Origin of the sequence: Paracoccus aminovorans, from assembly GCF_001546115.1 — a bacterium.
Classification (GTDB): Bacteria; Pseudomonadota; Alphaproteobacteria; order Rhodobacterales; family Rhodobacteraceae; genus Paracoccus; species Paracoccus aminovorans_B.
The window spans coordinates 1,252,681-1,268,037 of sequence record NZ_KQ955209.1 but is presented as its reverse complement, the minus strand read 5'-3'; the positions used below and the strand labels follow the sequence as shown (position 1 = coordinate 1,268,037).

The 15,357-nt window shown below is 69.4% G+C and carries 13 protein-coding genes and 1 tRNA gene; 5 read left to right on the top strand and 9 right to left on the bottom strand.

Features of this window, described 5'->3' with window-relative positions; translation table 11 throughout:
• Window positions 1-100: 100 nt before the first annotated feature.
• The gene (locus tag ASV56_RS17745) at window positions 101-1,693 is read right to left on the bottom strand and encodes a lysine--tRNA ligase (protein ID WP_062563274.1); all 1,593 of its coding nucleotides are present in this window, start codon (window positions 1,691-1,693) and stop codon (window positions 101-103) included.
• Between the two features lie 87 nt (window positions 1,694-1,780).
• Here ASV56_RS17745 and ASV56_RS17740 point away from each other — a divergent pair, with 87 nt between their 5' ends.
• Window positions 1,781-2,203 carry a tellurite resistance TerB family protein gene (locus ASV56_RS17740; protein WP_062563273.1) on the top strand — a complete coding sequence of 141 codons (423 nt, stop codon included), beginning with the start codon at window positions 1,781-1,783 and terminating at the stop codon, window positions 2,201-2,203.
• A gap of 52 nt (window positions 2,204-2,255) precedes the next feature.
• On the opposite strand, the gene ASV56_RS17735 is transcribed toward ASV56_RS17740, so the two are convergent.
• The 7 genes from ASV56_RS17735 to ASV56_RS17705 form a co-directional block, all read right to left on the bottom strand.
• Complete coding sequence (locus ASV56_RS17735; protein WP_062563272.1) at window positions 2,256-3,647, bottom strand: D-alanyl-D-alanine carboxypeptidase/D-alanyl-D-alanine-endopeptidase; 1,392 nt, start codon at window positions 3,645-3,647, stop codon at window positions 2,256-2,258.
• On the bottom strand, window positions 3,644-4,249 hold the full coding sequence (locus ASV56_RS17730) for a nicotinate-nucleotide adenylyltransferase (RefSeq protein ID WP_062563271.1): 606 nt from the start codon (window positions 4,247-4,249) through the stop codon (window positions 3,644-3,646). The genes ASV56_RS17735 and ASV56_RS17730 overlap by 4 nt, the downstream gene beginning before the upstream one ends.
• Window positions 4,249-5,916: a formate--tetrahydrofolate ligase gene (locus ASV56_RS17725; protein WP_062563270.1), complete on the bottom strand. Its 1,668-nt coding sequence runs from the start codon at window positions 5,914-5,916 to the stop codon at window positions 4,249-4,251. The genes ASV56_RS17730 and ASV56_RS17725 overlap by 1 nt, the downstream gene beginning before the upstream one ends.
• 52 nt (window positions 5,917-5,968) lie before the next feature.
• Window positions 5,969-7,105, bottom strand: a complete 1,137-nt coding sequence (locus tag ASV56_RS17720) for an OpgC domain-containing protein (protein WP_062563269.1) — start codon at window positions 7,103-7,105, stop codon at window positions 5,969-5,971.
• On the bottom strand, window positions 7,102-9,279 hold the full coding sequence (gene mdoH / locus ASV56_RS17715; RefSeq protein WP_062563268.1) for a glucans biosynthesis glucosyltransferase MdoH: 2,178 nt from the start codon (window positions 9,277-9,279) through the stop codon (window positions 7,102-7,104). The genes ASV56_RS17720 and mdoH overlap by 4 nt, the downstream gene beginning before the upstream one ends.
• Window positions 9,276-10,859 (bottom strand): OpgD/OpgG family glucan biosynthesis protein, encoded by a 1,584-nt coding sequence (locus tag ASV56_RS17710; protein ID WP_062563267.1) that lies wholly within the window; start codon window positions 10,857-10,859, stop codon window positions 9,276-9,278. The genes mdoH and ASV56_RS17710 overlap by 4 nt, the downstream gene beginning before the upstream one ends.
• A 186-nt stretch (window positions 10,860-11,045) precedes the next feature.
• On the bottom strand, window positions 11,046-11,882 hold the full coding sequence (locus ASV56_RS17705) for a hypothetical protein (protein ID WP_062563266.1): 837 nt from the start codon (window positions 11,880-11,882) through the stop codon (window positions 11,046-11,048).
• Window positions 11,883-12,007: 125 nt separating this feature from the next.
• Here ASV56_RS17705 and ASV56_RS17700 point away from each other — a divergent pair, with 125 nt between their 5' ends.
• The 4 genes from ASV56_RS17700 (at window position 12,008) to ASV56_RS17685 (ending at window position 14,521) form a co-directional block, all read left to right on the top strand.
• A complete protein-coding gene (locus ASV56_RS17700; protein ID WP_062563265.1) occupies window positions 12,008-12,397 on the top strand; it encodes a hypothetical protein in 390 nt (129 codons plus the stop codon).
• Complete coding sequence (locus ASV56_RS17695) at window positions 12,394-13,056, top strand: response regulator transcription factor (RefSeq protein ID WP_062563264.1); 663 nt, start codon at window positions 12,394-12,396, stop codon at window positions 13,054-13,056. The genes ASV56_RS17700 and ASV56_RS17695 overlap by 4 nt, the downstream gene beginning before the upstream one ends.
• On the top strand, window positions 13,053-14,396 hold the full coding sequence (locus tag ASV56_RS17690; protein WP_062563263.1) for a sensor histidine kinase: 1,344 nt from the start codon (window positions 13,053-13,055) through the stop codon (window positions 14,394-14,396). The genes ASV56_RS17695 and ASV56_RS17690 overlap by 4 nt, the downstream gene beginning before the upstream one ends.
• A gap of 35 nt (window positions 14,397-14,431) precedes the next feature.
• A tRNA-Ser gene (locus ASV56_RS17685) sits at window positions 14,432-14,521 on the top strand.
• Window positions 14,522-14,815: 294 nt separating this feature from the next.
• On the opposite strand, the gene ASV56_RS17680 is transcribed toward ASV56_RS17685, so the two are convergent.
• Entirely contained in the window at window positions 14,816-15,313 is a 498-nt protein-coding gene (locus ASV56_RS17680; protein ID WP_062563262.1) for a very short patch repair endonuclease, read from the bottom strand.
• Window positions 15,314-15,357 lie beyond the last annotated feature (44 nt).

Here is a 15,357-nt window from a genome sequence, read left to right as displayed (position 1 = left end):
CGCGCGGTCTGTTCAGAATTTGGCAATCCCGCGTTAACCAGTCGTTAACCCGCCGCGCGCGGCAACGCCGCCGCACGCAACGGGCATTTTCAAAGCCGGATCAGGCGTTTGCCGGGGCGGCAAGTTCTCCGGCCAGCGCCCGCTCGATCAGGGCGCGGGTTTCCGCGACGCCGTAAAGCGCGATGAAGCCGCCGAAGCGCGGCCCCTGGTCGGCGCCCAAGAGCACCTGGTAAAGCGCCTGGAACCAGTCCTTCATCGGCTCGAAGCCATGCTCGCGGCCGATGGCGAAGACCATGGTCTGCAGCGCCTCGGCATCGGCGGGCTGGTCCCAGGCCGCCAGCCGGCCGGCCAGATCCTCCAGCGCCCGGCGCTCGATTTCCGTCGGGGCGCGGAACACCCGCGTCGGCGCCACGAAATCGTTGAAGTAACGCACCGCGAATTCCGCCGCCGCATCCAGCGTCGGATTGGTCTCGGGGCTGGCCTCGGGCGCATAGCGGCGGATGAAGCCCCACAGTCCCGATTTGTCCTTCGCCCCGGCGACCGAGGCGAGGTTCAAGAGCATCTGGAACGGCACCACCATGTCGCTGGCCGGCACATCGCCGCCATGGATATGCCAGACCGGGTTCGCCAGCTGCTGCTCTGGCGTCTGGTCGGGCCAGGCGCGCAGCTGCTGGTGGTATTCGTCCACCGCCTTGGGGATGACGTCGAAATACATCCGCTTGGCGGTCTTGGGCTTCTGGAACATGAAATAGCTCAGGCTCTCGGTCGCCGCATAGGTCAGCCATTCGTCGATGGACAGGCCGTTGCCCTTGGACTTGCTGATCTTCTGCCCGTGCTGGTCCAGGAACAGCTCATAGGTGAAATGCTCGGGCGGCCGCCCGCCCAGGATCTTGCAGATGCCGTCATAGATCGGGGTATTGGTGGAGTGATCCTTGCCATACATCTCGAAATCGACGTCCAGCGCCGCCCAGCGGGCACCGAAATCGGGCTTCCATTGCAGCTTCACATGGCCGCCGGTGACAGGCAGGGTCAGCTCCTGCCCGTCCTCGTCGTCGAAGGTGATGGTGCCGGATTTCGCATCGACATGCTTGATCGGCACATAGAGCACCTTGCCGGTCTTGGGGCTGATCGGCAGGAAGCAGGAATAGGTCTGCTGCCGCTCCTCGCGCAAGGACGCCAGCATGACCTCCATGATGGCGTCGTATTTCTCGGCCGCCTTCAGCAGCGTCGCATCGAACTGGCCCGATTTGTAGAATTCGGTCGCGCTGATGAATTCATACTCGAAGCCAAAGGTGTCGAGGAACCGGCGCAGCATGGCGTTGTTGTGGCCGCCGAAGCTGTCGTATTCGCCGAACGGGTCCGGCACCGTGGTCAGCGGCTCCTGCAGGTGCTGGCGCAGCATCTCCTGCTGCGGCACGTTCTCGGGCACCTTGCGCATGCCGTCCATGTCGTCCGAGAAACAGAAAAGCCGCGTCGGAATGTCCGAGATCATCTCGAACGCACGGCGGATCATCGTCGTGCGCGCGACCTCGCCGAAGGTGCCGATATGGGGCAGGCCCGAGGGGCCGTAGCCGGTCTCGAACAGCACAAAGCCCTTTTCCGGGTCCTTCTTCTCATAGCGCTTCAGCACGCGGCGGGCCTCCTCGAAGGGCCAGGCCTTGGATTTCATCGCGGCGTCACGCAGGGCGGTCATGGTCGGTCTCCGTTGGCTAGGCTTTCCCCCGTATTGAAACGGGCCGGAATGGTCAATAATTTCGCCGGGCAGCCACGGAGATTTGCCATGACCGACAATGTTCCCTCGTTCTCGCCCTGCGACGCACTGGTCGCGGTGATGGTGGGGGTCTCGGCCTCGGACCAGAACCCGCGCACCGCCGAGCTTCTGGCCATCGAGCGGGCGGTGAACCACACGCCGGTCTTCGCCAATTACGACATCGACCGCATCCGCGCCGTGTCGCAGACCGTGCTGAGCCTGTTCGAGGAAGAGGACGGGCTGGACGCGCTTTTCGGCCTGGTGCGCGAGGCGCTGCCGCAAAAGATGTTCGACACCGCCTATGTGCTGGCCTGCGACGTGGCGGCATCCGACGGCCGGCTGGGCGAGATCGAGGCCGAGATGCTGGCCGAGATCCGCGACCAGCTGGAAATCGACCGGCTGCATGCCGCCGCCATCGAACTGGCGGCCCGGGCGCGGCATCGCCTGCTGTGAAGCGCCCCGGCTAGTGGCGCGGTCGGCATGGGTATTTGCAGAACGAAGAAGATCAGGCGCCGGCGCACCAATGCTCGATCAGCGCTTGTTGCAGGCGTTTGGCGCGTTTGGTCCAGGCCATGACGCCCTCGGGCAGTTCCTGGCCCTCGGTGGCGGCGCGGCGCGCCTCGTCGCCGGCCAGGATGGCGAAGGCCAGTTCGCGCCCGCCCGTGCGCTGCGCGTAGCCGGCGAGGTTCGAGACGAAGTTCAGCGTGCCGGTCTTGGCCGCGATGGCGATGTCGCTTGGCTGCTTCCTGCCCTTGGCGTCGCGCAGCGGGATGGGCTTCATCAGCGGCTTGAGCCCGCCCGCGGCGCCGGGGCCGGCGATCAGCCGGGCCATGGTCCGCGCCGTGACCCGGTTGCGGGGCGACAGGCCGGAATGGTCGTGGAAGCTGAAGCCGGTCTCGATCCCCTGCCCGCGCAGCCAGTCCGCCATGGCCGCGGCCGAGGCCGGGATGTCGCCGGCGCCGCTGGCGGCCAGGCCGATGGTCTCGGCGGTCAGGTTGGTCGAATATTCCATCATGTCGTGGATGATGTCCCGCAGCGGCTGGCTCTCGTGCCAGGCGAGCTCGGCGCCCTCGGGCAGAAGCTCGATCACCTCGGGCGTCGGCAGCACCAGCCCGCGCGCCCGGCACAGCGTCTGGAACACGTCGCCGGCGTAAAGCTCGGGGCGGCGCACCGGCAGCCAGCGGCTGCCCGACTTGCCGAGGCTGGCGCGGGCGATGGTCCAGCTTTCCAGCTTGCCGGATTCATAGGTGAAGAGCGGCAGCTTGCGTTCGACCGCCGCGATGGAGGCGGTATAGGCACGCGGCGACAGCCGCCGCCCGCGCGCCTGCAACGACAGCCGATAGCCCTGGTCGCCGCGCCGCCAGTCCAGGTGCACGCGGTTGAAGTTCAGGATCATGCCCGAGACCGAGGGGTTGTAGGGCAGATGCGCGTCCTGCGCCGGGTCCAGCCGGTCGATGCGCGGCAGCGCCCCGCCCCAGACCGCGAAATGCTGCGGCGCGCCGCCCGCCGCCGTTTCGGCCGCGACGGTGGCGGCGGCAAGCTCGTCCAGCGCGTCGGTGTCGAGCACCGGGTCGCCGCCGCCGGCCAGGATCAGCATCTCGCCCGCCCGGATCACGCGGGTGGCGAAGCGATGCGCCGGCCCCAGCCGGTCCAGCGCATAAAGCGCGGTAACGGATTTCAGCGTGCTGGCCGGCGCCATCGCCAGGTCGGCCTGCCGCTCGGCCAGCAGCGCGCCGGTCGCGGTGTCGATCACCGCGAAACCAACCGCGCCGCCGAGTTGCGCCGCGGCGATCAGCGCCTCGACGGGGTCGGCGGCGGCTTGCGCCCGCGCCAGGCGCGGCGCCAGCGCCATGAGGCCGAGCCCGGCGAGGACCTGGCGTCTGGGCAATGCGGTCATGCCGCCTCCTTCAGCTTGCGGGCCCGGATCGCCGAGGAGCTGAGCTTGCTCAGCGGCACGTTGATCATCGCCCAAGCCGGCGGGGCGGCGTCGGCCAGGTGGCCCGCTTGGCTCTCGGGCAGGCGGGCGCGCCACAGCATCCGCGCCGCGCGCGAGAACCGCGCCGGCATGCGCCAGCCCGGCCGGGCGATCACCCCGATCGGCACCCGCGCGGCGATGTCCTGCCACTGGTCCCAGCGGTCGAACTGCGCCAGGTTGTCGGCGCCCATCAGCCAGACGAAGCGCACGCCCGGGTAAAGCCGCTGCAGACCCGCGATGGTGTCGCGGGTCATGCGGGTGCCGAGCCGCGCCTCGATGTCGGTGATCGCGACCCGCGGATGGGCCATGATGCCCCGCGCCGCCGCGATGCGGCTCGCCAGCGGCGCCGGGCCATGGGCTTTCAGCGGATTGCCGGGGCTGACCAGCCACCAGATCCGGTCGAGGCCGAAGCGGCGCAGCGCCGCCTCGGTGATATGGACATGCCCCTCATGCGCCGGGTCGAAGGATCCGCCCAGAAGGCCGATCCGCATGCCGGCGCGTGCGAGGGGCAGTCCGGCCCGCATCAGAACAGGCCCTGCACCTGGCGCTGGGCATCGAGGCCGATGCGCAGCGCCGCCGGCTCGCGCGGCAGGCCGGGCATGGTCATGATGTCGCCGCAGATCGCCACGACGAAGCCCGCGCCGGCCGCCAGCCGCACCTCGCGCACCGGGATGGTGAAGCCCTCGGGCGCGCCGCGCGCCGTCGGATCGGCGGAAAAGGAATATTGCGTCTTGGCCATGCAGACCGGCAGATGGCCGTGGCCGGCCGCCTGCCATTCGTTCAGCCGCTCGATGATATGCGGCAGGAACTCGACCGCCTCGGCGCGGTAGATGCGCTTGCAGATCGTCTCGATCTTGTCGCGCAGCGGCATGGCGTCGGGATAGAGCGGCGCGAAAGCGGCGCCGGCCTCGGCCATCTCGACCACGGCGCGGGCCAGGTCCTCGGCGCCGGCGCCGCCCTCGGCCCAATGCTTGCACAGCACCGCCCGCACGCCATGCTCGGCGCAATAGTCCTGCAGCGCGCCGACCTCGGCCTCGGTGTCGGTGGTGAAGTGGTTGATCGCCACCACCACCGGCAGGCCGTAGCCGCGCAGGTTCTCGATATGGCGGCCGAGGTTCGCGCAGCCCTCGCGCAGCGCCGCGACATTTTCGGCGCCCAGCTCGGCGCGGGTGACGCCGCCGTTCATCTTCAGCGCCCGCACCGTCGCGACCAGCACCACCGCGTCGGGCTCGAGCCCGGCCAGCCGGCACTTGATGTCGAGGAACTTCTCGGCCCCCAGGTCGGCGCCGAAACCGGCCTCGGTCACCACGTAATCCGACAGCGCCAGCGCCGTGCGGGTGGCCATGACCGAATTGCAGCCATGGGCGATATTGGCGAAGGGGCCGCCATGGACGAAGGCCGGGTTGTTCTCCAGCGTCTGCACCAGGTTCGGTTGCAGCGCGTCGCGCAACAGCACCGTCATGGCGCCGTCGGCGCCGATGTCGCGGGCGGTGATCGGCTGGCGCTCGATGGTATAGCCGATGACGATGCGGCCCAGCCGTTCCTGCAGATCCTCGAGATCGCGCGAAAGGCACAGGATCGCCATCACCTCGGAGGCGACGGTGATGTCGAAGCCGGTCTCGCGCGGATAGCCGTTCGCCGGGCCGCCAAGCGCGATGACCATCTGCCGCAGCACCCGGTCGTTCATGTCCATGACCCGGCGCCAGGTGATGCGGCGCGGGTCGATGTGCAGCGCATTGCCCCAATAGATATGATTGTCGATCATCGCCGACAGCAGGTTGTGGGCGCTGGTGATGGCGTGGAAATCGCCGGTGAAATGCAGGTTCATGTCCTCCATCGGCACGATCTGGGCCATGCCGCCGCCGGCGGCCCCGCCTTTCATGCCGAAGTTCGGACCCAGGCTCGCCTCGCGGATGCAGACGGTGGCGCTCTGGCCGATGCGGTTCAGCGCGTCGCCCAGACCGACCGTGGTCGTGGTCTTGCCCTCGCCCGCAGGGGTCGGGTTGATCGCCGTCACCAGCACCAGCCGGCCCAGCGGCCGGTCGGCCAGCCCGCGGATGCAGTCATGGCTGATCTTGGCCTTGTCGTGACCATAGGGCAGGATGTCCCGCTCGCCCAGTCCAAGCCGGGCTGCGATCTTGCCGATAGGCTGCTTCTTCGCCGCGCGTGCGATCTCGATATCCGATTTCATCTTTTTCCTCCATGACCCCCGCGCGCCAAATTGAGGGGCGAAGGGCCATGCGTCAATCCAACCGAAGTCGCGCCCGCAGCGGCGGCACCCAGGCCGCGCGCCGCATCCAGACCGCCGCGATGGCCCAGAAGGCGACGATCAGCCACAGGTCGATCGCGAGCCGCAGCCAGAACCAGGCCGCGCCGCCCTGCGCCACGGTCATGTCCAGCGCGTCGCCCCAGATCGACAGCAGCACGCAGACGATGAACGAGTAAAGCCCGCCGCGGCCGATCTCGGCCAGCGCCTCGCCCGGGGCGGTGCCGGCCATCCAGGCAAAAGGCCGCGCCAGCGGCACCGCCACCAGCCAGCTGGCGGCCAGGATCGCGATCAGCCGCGCGAAATCCAGCGACCATTTGTCGATGCCGCCGGTCAACGAACGGATGAAATCCGTCACCGGCTTGGCCGGAGGTCCGATGCGCCAGGCCAGGACCGTGGTCAGGCTGAACAGCATCACCGCGACCGACAGCACGGTCAGCAGCGCCGCATGCCGGCGCAGCACCGGCATGATGCGGTCGCGGAAGGCGCCCATGGCGACGCCGGCAAAGAACAAGAGCTGCCAGCCGAAGGGGTTGAACAGCAGGCCCGGCCCGGGGCGCTGGTTCGGGATCAGCGCGTTCAGCGGCTCGGCGAACCACCAGACCGCGACCGAGACGGCCAGCGCGGCCCAGGGCATGCGCAGCATGAAAGGCACCGTCAGCGGCACGGTGGCGATCAGCAGCACGTAAAGCGCCAGCACGTCCAGCAGGTTCGGCTGCATCCACATCAGCGCCACGGTGGCGACATAGCCGATGGGATGCTCGAAGATCCAGCGCGCGTATTGGAACCAGACCGCCGTGTGGTTCATGTGCAGCTTGAACAGCAGCGCCGAGAACAGCGCCAAGAGCACCGCCCCGGCGATCAGCGCCAGCCAGACCTGCGCCGCCCGGCGCAGGAAGCGCAGCTGCGCCACGCGCCGGCCCTGCCGCGCCTCGACCTTGACCCAGACCATGCCGACCAGAAAGCCCGACAGCAGCACGAAAAGCTCGGCCGCGTCGAAGACGGCGAAATTCGTCAGCGTGACATTGCGCAGCAGCCCGATGGGCATGTGGTCCAGCATGATGCAGACCAGCGCATAGCCGCGCAGCATGTCGAGAGCCGCGATGCGTTTCATTCTGCGGGCAGGCTCGCGAAGGCTTCGATCAGGGCGCGGTTCTCGACCAGCGCCAGGGTCTCGGCCGGGCTCAGGAAGCGCAGCGCCTGCGCCTGGCTGGCGGCATGGCCGATCTTGGCCTCGGCCGCGATCGCGTCCAGCCGCTCGGCCGCCGGGCCGCGCGGGGCCTCGGGCAGCAGCGCCAGCATCCGCGCCCGCAGCGCCGGGTCGTCGCCCAGGGCGGCGATGCCCCGCGTCGGCAGCCTGGCGGCGATGCGGAAGTCCAGCGCATTGGCGGCGGTCAGCAGTTCGGGCGGCTCGCGTTCCTCGGGGGTGACCAGCAGGCCCTGGCGCCGGGCCCAGCGGCCGAAGACCGGGCTTGCCGACCAGCGCGAGGTCAGCGGCGACAGGATCAGCCCGGCCAGGATCGGCGACAGCCACACCAGCTGCCAGGGCGACAGGATCGCCAGCACCACCAGCGTGCCGACGCCCGCCACGACATGGATGGCATGGCGGCGCAGCACCACGTGCCAGGGCGGCATCTGCCCGGCGCGGACCTGCGCCTCCCAGCCGGAATCGCGGCCGCGCAGGATCTCGAAGATCTGCCGGGTCTGGATCAGCATCTGCACCGGCGCGATCAGCGCCGAAAGCACCATCTCGAACAGCCCCGAGCCCAAGAGCCGCACGCTGCCGCCCGAGTTGCGGGCCAAGGGCCGCAGCCAGGCGCGGAAGATGGCGATGAACTTCGGCACCAGCAGGAAGGACATGGCGGCGATGAACAGCCAAAGCATGCGCACCGGGTCGAAGGTCGGCCAGGTCGGGAACAGCTGATAGGTCTGCGGGAAATAATCCGGCCGCGACAGCAGCACATTGGCCGACAGCGCCAGCCCGACCAGGATCATCGCCAGCCAGATCGGCGACATCAGGAAGCCCAGGATGCCGATGGTGAAATGCACCCGGCTGATCCAGGCGAAGCCGCGCGAGAAGATGATGCGCGCATGCTGCAGGTTGCCCTGCGCCCAGCGGCGCTCGCGCACGGCCATGTCCAGCAGCGTGGGCGGGCTGCCCTCGAAGCTTTGGCGCAGGTCGTGGTCCAGCCGCACCTTCCAGCCGGCGCGGCGCAGCAGCGCGGCCTCGACGAAATCATGCGACAGGACATGGCCGCCGAAGGGCGGCTTGCCCGGCAGCTCCGGCAGGCCGCAGCATTGCGCGAAGGCGGGCACGCGGATGATGGCGTTATGGCCCCAGAAATTGCCGCTGTCGCCCGACCAGGCCGAGACGCCGCGCGCGATGGCCGGGCCATAGATGCGGCCGGCGAACTGGGTCAGCCGGGCAAAGATGGTCTGGCCGCCGACCAGCATCGGCATGGTCTGGATCAGCCCCACCGCGGGATCGGCATTCATCCGCGCCGACAGCGCCTTGATGGTCGCAGCGCCGACCACGCTGTCGGCGTCCAGCACCACCATCTGGTCATAGCGCCCGCCCCAGCGGCGCACGAATTCGCCGACGTTGCCGGCCTTGCGGCCCTTGTTGTCGCGCCGGCGCCGATACCAGACCGGCACCGGCGAGATGTCGCGCAACCGGCTGACGGCGGCCATCTCGGCCAGCACCGCATCCGGGTCGCGGCTGTCGGACAGCACGAAGATCTCGGCGCGCTGGCCCAGGCCCACGCGGTAGAGGTCGCGCGCCAGCGCCGCGAGCAGCCCGGCGGTGGCCGCCGCGTCCTCGTTATAGACCGGCATGACCACGGCGATGCGGGCCTCGTTCGGGCCGTCGGGCGTGCGCGGCCGGCGCGCGAAGACGCCGGCGATCATCGAGGTCAAGAAGAAGCCGACCCAGGTGAAGGTGATCGCGAACAGCACCAGCAGCACCGATTGCAGGAAGGTCATCGAGGTGCCAAAGGCCAGCACCATCTGCTTCCAGCCATACCAGGCGATGGCCGCGGCGCCGCCAAAGGCCACGATCCGCGCCGCGATGGTGCCGAGCCCGGGCCAGCGGCTGTCCGGCCCCAGCGGCGGGCGGCCGCGGAAATCCTGCTCGGGCATGTCCAGCGGCGCCTCGGGCGGCGTCGCCGGGCCGTCGGCCTGCGGCAGGTCCAGCGCCTCCCAGCGTTCCTCGGCCGCAAGCGGCAGGGTTTCTGGCGGGCTGGCCGGCGCGGCGGCCGGCTGGCTGCGGGTATCGGTCACGTCGGTCACTCGCGGGTCCAGCGCGCAATCCAGGTTTCGCTGAGCGGCCCCTCGGGCCCGTTCAGCACCGCCGAGAGATCGGCCAGCTTGGCGCCCTCGGGCACGTATTCGAACGCCAGCCGCATCCGGCGCTGTTCCGGCAGCCGCAGCAGATAGCTGTGCCCGATCCGCCCGGCCGAGGCGCGCACCGCCGGCACCGGATCCTCGGCACCGAACAGGCCCAGGTCGAAATCGACGATATAGGTGCGGGCGTTCGGATCGTTGATCGCCTTGCCCGACATGGTCTCGACCACGCGAGAAATCGGTGCGCTGTCAGGCACTTCCGAGGCAAAGCTCAGAATGTAGTTGAAGTCGTAGCGGTTGCCGGTGACCAGGGTGTCCGCCGGCTGCCAGAAGCTGACGATATTGTCGTTGAACTCGTTCTCGACCGGGATCTCGATCAGGTTGACGGTGCCCTTGCCCCAGCCGTCCTGCGGCGCGATCCAGCCCGAGGGCCGGCGCTCATAGCGCGCCTCGGCGTCCTTGTAGCTTTCGAAGTCGCGCGCCCGCTGCGCCAGGCCGAAGCCCAGCGGGTTGTTGTCCATGAAGGCTGAGGTCTGCAGCGTCGAATGCCCCGACAGCACCCGCCACAGCCGCTGCTCGTCGCCGGTCAGCATCTGCAAGCCGTCGCTGTCATGCACCGCCGGGCGATAGTCGTCCACGCGCGAGCGGTCGGTCGGCCCGAACCAGTACATCGAGGTCAGGGGCGCGATGCCGATGTTCCTCATGTCGCTTCTGGGGAACAGCGAGACGCGGGTGTCGAAGACCGTCTCGGCGCCCGGGGTGATGCGGAACTCGAAGGCGCCCGAGACCGACTTGCTGTCCAGAAGCGCATGGATCAGCACCGAGCGGTCCTGGTCGCCCGGCTTGTGGATCCAGTAGCCGCGGAACAGCGGGAATTCCTCGCCCTCGGGGCTGCCGGTGCCGATGGCCAGGCCGCGCGCCGAAAGCCCGTAAAGCGTGCCGCGCGCCACGGCGCGGAAATAGCTCGCGCCCTGGAAGACCGCGACCTCGTCCATGACGTCGGGCCGGTTCAGCGGCGTGCGAATGCGAAAGCCCGACCAGCCCATGTCGCCCAGCGTCTCGTAATCCACCCCGTCCGGGAACTGCGCCGGGTCGAAGTCGAACATATGCGGGTCGAACTTGACCGGGATCACCACGCCATTGTCGACCAGGCTGATGTCCACCGGCTCGTGGAAGATCGAGCCGGGCGGCAGCAGGTCCAGTGCGAAATCGCGGCTGCCGACCCAGGGATCGCGGTCGCGGCGGAAGCGGATGCCGCGATACTGGTCATAGGTCAGGTTGGCGAAGGTGCCGATCAGCTCGGCATCGCGGTATTCATAGGGCTTGCTGGCCAGGTCCTTGGCCATGGCCGCCACGTCCTCGAAACCGAAGGGCTTGGGCGGCGCGGCATCGGTCGGTTCGGTCTGCGGTTCGGGCGTGGCCGTCTCGGGGCTTTCCTGCGCCAGCGCCGCGCCCAGCGAGGACGACAGCGCGCCCACCGCCGTCATGGCGGCCCCGGCAGAGATGACAAAATCGCGACGACGCATCGACCAACCTCATTCTTCGGGCGCGAAGGCCCAGAAATTCCGAGCGGATTTCGCATTGCCGCGCGGATCAGGCAAGCCTTTTCGCGTCAGGTGGCAACCACTTGCCGAGAGTTGCGGGAAAATCGTCGCAGAAAGGGCCGCGCAGGTCAAATGCCCGCGCGGCCCCTTGGATTTCCTGGCCCCCGATCAGCGCGCGATCTCGCGCACCACTCGCCCCTGCGGGTTCAGTTCCAGCAGCACCGGCTCGCCCTCGGGGTTGTTGGCCTGGGCGGTGACGCGGGGGCCGTCCTGGGTGATCTCGCCCAGTTGCGTATAGCCGGCCGCGGTCAGCGCCTGGCGCAGCACCTCGGGCGCGATCGCCGCGCGCTCGGGCGCGTCGCCGGTCGGCCGAGGCGCGTCAGGCCCCCGCCCCTCGCGGCGGTCGTGGTCGCGCTTGTCGCCCCAGTGGTGGTCGCGGTCGCCGCGCCGGTCGTCATGGCGCTTGCCGTGGTCGCGGCCGCGGTCCTTGCGGTCGTGGTCGTCATCGCCCCGGGCAAAGCGCAGCAGCGTGCCATCCTCGGCAAAGGCGGCGCGGATGCGGTTCTTCTCGGCGTCCTGGCCGGCCAGCATCACGCCGCGCTCGCCGGTGAAGACCGCGCGCAGGCTGCCCAGTTCGGCAAAGACCGCGTTGTCGCGCACCACCTGCGGCACCAGCTGCTCGACCAGCGCCTGCGGCAGCGCCGCATCGCCCTGGGCCTTGATGCCGCGCAGCGCACCCTCGGCGGTCAGCATGGCCTGGATCCGGTTGCCGTCGGGCAGCTTGCCCTCGACGCTGCTGCCGCCGCGCGCGCGCTTGGTCGTGACATCGGTCAGGCCGGCGTCCTGCAACACCTTCGGCAGGGCGGGAGCCTGCGCCTCGGCCGCCGGCGCCGCGGCCGCCGGAGGCACCGGCGCGGCCGGCGCGGCATCCTGCGCCAGCACCGGGCCGGCCAGCAGCGCCAGCACGGCGGTCAGCGCGAGGGGGGTGCGGAAAGTTCTGCTCATTTTCTGGTTCCTTGCGTGTCGGGGCGACGGCGCCCCATGCGAATCAGCGATACCCCGCCCCTTGCCAACGAAACGCCAACAGCCCGTTTGGCTTTCGTTTGGTTTTGTCGCATTACAGGGGACAGATGGTCCATGCCCGCATCCTTGCCCTGCCGCTGATCGCCGCGCTGGCCCTGCCCGCCGCGGCCGACGACCACGACCACGACCGCGGCCCCCGGCCCGAGGACCTGGCGCCCGAGTTCCACGATATGGAATTGCCGGAAAGCCACGTCCTGCCGCTGAAACAGGCGTTCCGCATCGTGGCCAAGCGCTTTCGCGGCCGGCTGATCGCCGCGCGCATCGCCCTGCCCACGCCCGAGGAAAGCGCCCGCGGCGTGGTGCTGGTGCATCAGCTGCGGCTGCTGACCCCGGCGCGCGACGTGCTGGTGATCCGGCTCGACGCGCAGAGCGGCGCCTTCCTCGAGGTCGCGGGCGCCGGGCTGGCCGAGGCGCGCCGCAGGGAGGGCGAGCGATGAAATGCCTGATCGTCGAGGATGACCCGACCCTGTCCGCGCAGCTGGCGCAGGCGATGCGCGACGGCGGCTTCGCCTGCGACCTGGCCGCCGACGGCACGCAGGGCGAATTCCTGGGCGCGACCGAAAGCTATGACCTCGCCATCCTCGACCTCGGCCTGCCCGGCCTGCCGGGGATCGAGGTGCTGACCCGCTGGCGCGAGGGCGGCGTGACCATGCCGGTGCTGATCCTGACCGCGCGCGGCGACTGGACCGACAAGGTCGCGGGTTTTCGCGCCGGCGCCGACGATTACGCCGTCAAGCCATTTCGGCTGGAAGAGGTGGTGATCCGCGCCCAGACCCTGGTGCGCCGTGCTGCCGGCCATGCCCAGGCCGTCATCAAGGCCGGGCCGCTGCGGCTGGACAGCCAGCTGGGCGTCATCACCAGGAACGGCATGGCGCTGAAGCTGACCGCCTTCGAGACCCGCATCCTGTCCTATCTCATCCACCACCAGAACCGCGTCGTCAGCCGCAGCGAGCTGTCCGACCACCTCTATGATTCCGCCGCCGACCGCGACTTCAAGTCGATCGAGGTCGTCATCGGCCGGCTGCGCCGCAAGATCGGCGAGGGTCTGATCGAGACCCGGCGCGGCGAGGGCTACGTCCTGCAGGCCGCGCCGTGATCTGGCCGCGCGATTCCATCCGCGCCCGGCTGATCGGCCTTGGCGCGGCGCTGACGCTGGCGGCGCTGGTCGCGGGCTATCTGGCCATCGCCGCCATTCTCGAGGATTTCGTCGCCGGCCGCTTCGATGCCGAGACCGAGGCGGTGGCCGATGCGCTGATCGCCGGCGCCAGCATCGATGCCGGCGGCCGGCTGCTGGCTGGCCCCGAGCCGACCGACCCGCGCTTCCAGATCCCGCTCTCGGGCTGGTTCTGGCAATTGTCGCAGGACGGCCGGGTGACGGCCAAGTCGCATTCGCTCTTCGACAATGTGCTGCAGCCCCCCGATGCCGAGTTGCAGGGCGGCCCCGGCCTCGGCCCCGATGGCGAGGCGCTGCGCGTGACCCGCCATGGCTTCACCCTGCCCGGCAGCGATTCGGCGCTGGCGGTGACGGTGACCGCGCCCCGGGCCGAGATCGACGCGAGCCTTGCGCGGCTGCGCCGGCCGCTGGCGGTGTCGCTGGCGGTGCTGGGGCTGGCGCTGACCGCGGCGAGCCTGCTCCAGGTCGCGGCGGGGCTGCGCAGCCTGGACCGGCTGGGCCGCGACCTGCGCCGCATCCGCGCCGGCCGGGCCGAAAGCCTGCCCCTGCCCGCCGTGGCCGAGCTGCGCCCTGTCGCGGCCGAGATCAACGCGCTTCTGGAACAGAACCGCAGCGTGCTGGCCCGCGCGCGCGAGCATCTGGGCAATCTGGCGCATTCGCTGAAGACGCCGCTGGCGGCGCTGGACAATGCCCTGCCGCCGGACCATCCCGGCCATGCGCTGGTGGCGCGCATGGACCGCCAGATCGGCTGGCACCTGCGCCGGGCGCGCTCCTCGGCCGCGCCGCGGCTCCTGGGCCACAGCACCGCCGTCCTGCCGGTGATCGAGGATATCCTGCTGGTGCTGCGCGGTCCGATCCGCGAGTCGGGCTTGGCCGTCGAGGTCGCGGCCCCCGGGCACCCCGCCTTCGCCGGCGAGCGCCAGGATCTCGAGGAGATGGTCGGCAACCTGGTCGAGAACGCGGTGAAATGGTCCTCGGGCCGGATCCGCATCAGCGCCGCGGTCCAGGGCGACCGGCTGCGCATCGCCATCGAGGACGACGGCCCCGGCCTGCCGGACGCCGATCACGCGCTGGCTCTGACCCGCGGCGCGCGCCTGGACGAGGCCGGCCCGCCCGGCACCGGCCTGGGCCTGGGCATCGTCGCCGATCTCGCGGCGCTGCACGGCGGCGCGCTGGCGCTGGAGCGGTCCGACCTGGGGGGCTTGCGCGCCGTGCTGAGCCTGCCGGCGATCGCCCCGGGCGGCTGGCAAGCGACGTCTTGACTTGTTGCCGCCGGGGCTGCGAAAGGAGGGGCCAAGGAAGTGTGGCCGAGTGGTTTAAGGCTCTGGTCTTGAAAACCAGCGTGGGGGAGACCCCACCGTGGGTTCGAATCCCACCGCTTCCGCCACTTGCCCTCGCGAAAGCGTTCTCCCCATCCGGCTGCGGCCGGATTTTTGCGTTGTTTTAGAGGGTTATGCGGGTGGGGCTGTTGACCTTTTCGCGCAGAGTCGCAACGGAAACACTCTCTCCCGCGCTGAATTCTCTGTACCTGTTGACTAGACGCGCCAAGGTTCAGTCGGCGCAACCTGTTGAAATCGTACGGTTTCGTTCGATGCAAAGCTATTGACTTCGACGACAGGGGCAGCCTGCCGAGTTGGAACGGAGATCGAACCTTCGCCAGAGAAGCGACGCGTTCAGAAGTTCAGCCAAGGTTGCTTGCAGCGCTACTCCAGTCATACGGTGCGGCAAGGTCGACTTGGCCGATCTCGATACTGGGCGAGCCATTTTTCAGCCATGAGACAAGCACAGCGCAGGTCGCCATGACCTGTTCCGGCTTGCGCAGCGCACATTCCCAAATGGTGGCGACGCGCCAGCCATCTGCCAGAAGCGCATCCCGTACTGAACGATCCCGGAGAACATTCGCTGCGAACTTCTCTGCCCAGAACTCAGGGCGGGTCGCGGGCGTGGTCGCATAGCGGCAGCCTTGGTGACGGTGCCAGAAGCAGCCATGCACGAAGATGACGGCCCGGTGCTTCGCGAGGATCAGGTCCGGCCGACCGGGGACACCCTTTCCATGCAGCCGATACCGGAAGCCGCGCGCGTGAAGCGCCCGCCTCAGCACCATTTCCGGCTTGGTGTCCTTGCCCCGGATCCCGGACATCATGCGGGAGCGGGTCTGCCTGTCGACGATATCCGCCATTTGCCTCCTGGCCTCTGCGTCCGGACCTGGTATACAGCCTGTAA

Coding starts and splice junctions, on each gene's coding strand:
- ASV56_RS17745 (WP_062563274.1), bottom strand. CDS start 1,693: ATGACCGCCCTGCGTGACGCCGCGATGAAATCCAAGGCCTGGCCCTTC.
- ASV56_RS17710 (WP_062563267.1), bottom strand. CDS start 10,859: ATGCGTCGTCGCGATTTTGTCATCTCTGCCGGGGCCGCCATGACGGCG.
- ASV56_RS17705 (WP_062563266.1), bottom strand. CDS start 11,882: ATGAGCAGAACTTTCCGCACCCCCCTCGCGCTGACCGCCGTGCTGGCG.
- ASV56_RS17725 (WP_062563270.1), bottom strand. CDS start 5,916: ATGAAATCGGATATCGAGATCGCACGCGCGGCGAAGAAGCAGCCTATC.
- ASV56_RS17680 (WP_062563262.1), bottom strand. CDS start 15,313: ATGGCGGATATCGTCGACAGGCAGACCCGCTCCCGCATGATGTCCGGG.
- ASV56_RS17740 (WP_062563273.1), top strand. CDS start 1,781: ATGACCGACAATGTTCCCTCGTTCTCGCCCTGCGACGCACTGGTCGCG.
- ASV56_RS17735 (WP_062563272.1), bottom strand. CDS start 3,647: ATGACCGCATTGCCCAGACGCCAGGTCCTCGCCGGGCTCGGCCTCATG.
- ASV56_RS17695 (WP_062563264.1), top strand. CDS start 12,394: ATGAAATGCCTGATCGTCGAGGATGACCCGACCCTGTCCGCGCAGCTG.
- ASV56_RS17720 (WP_062563269.1), bottom strand. CDS start 7,105: ATGAAACGCATCGCGGCTCTCGACATGCTGCGCGGCTATGCGCTGGTC.
- ASV56_RS17730 (WP_062563271.1), bottom strand. CDS start 4,249: ATGCGGGCCGGACTGCCCCTCGCACGCGCCGGCATGCGGATCGGCCTT.
- ASV56_RS17700 (WP_062563265.1), top strand. CDS start 12,008: ATGGTCCATGCCCGCATCCTTGCCCTGCCGCTGATCGCCGCGCTGGCC.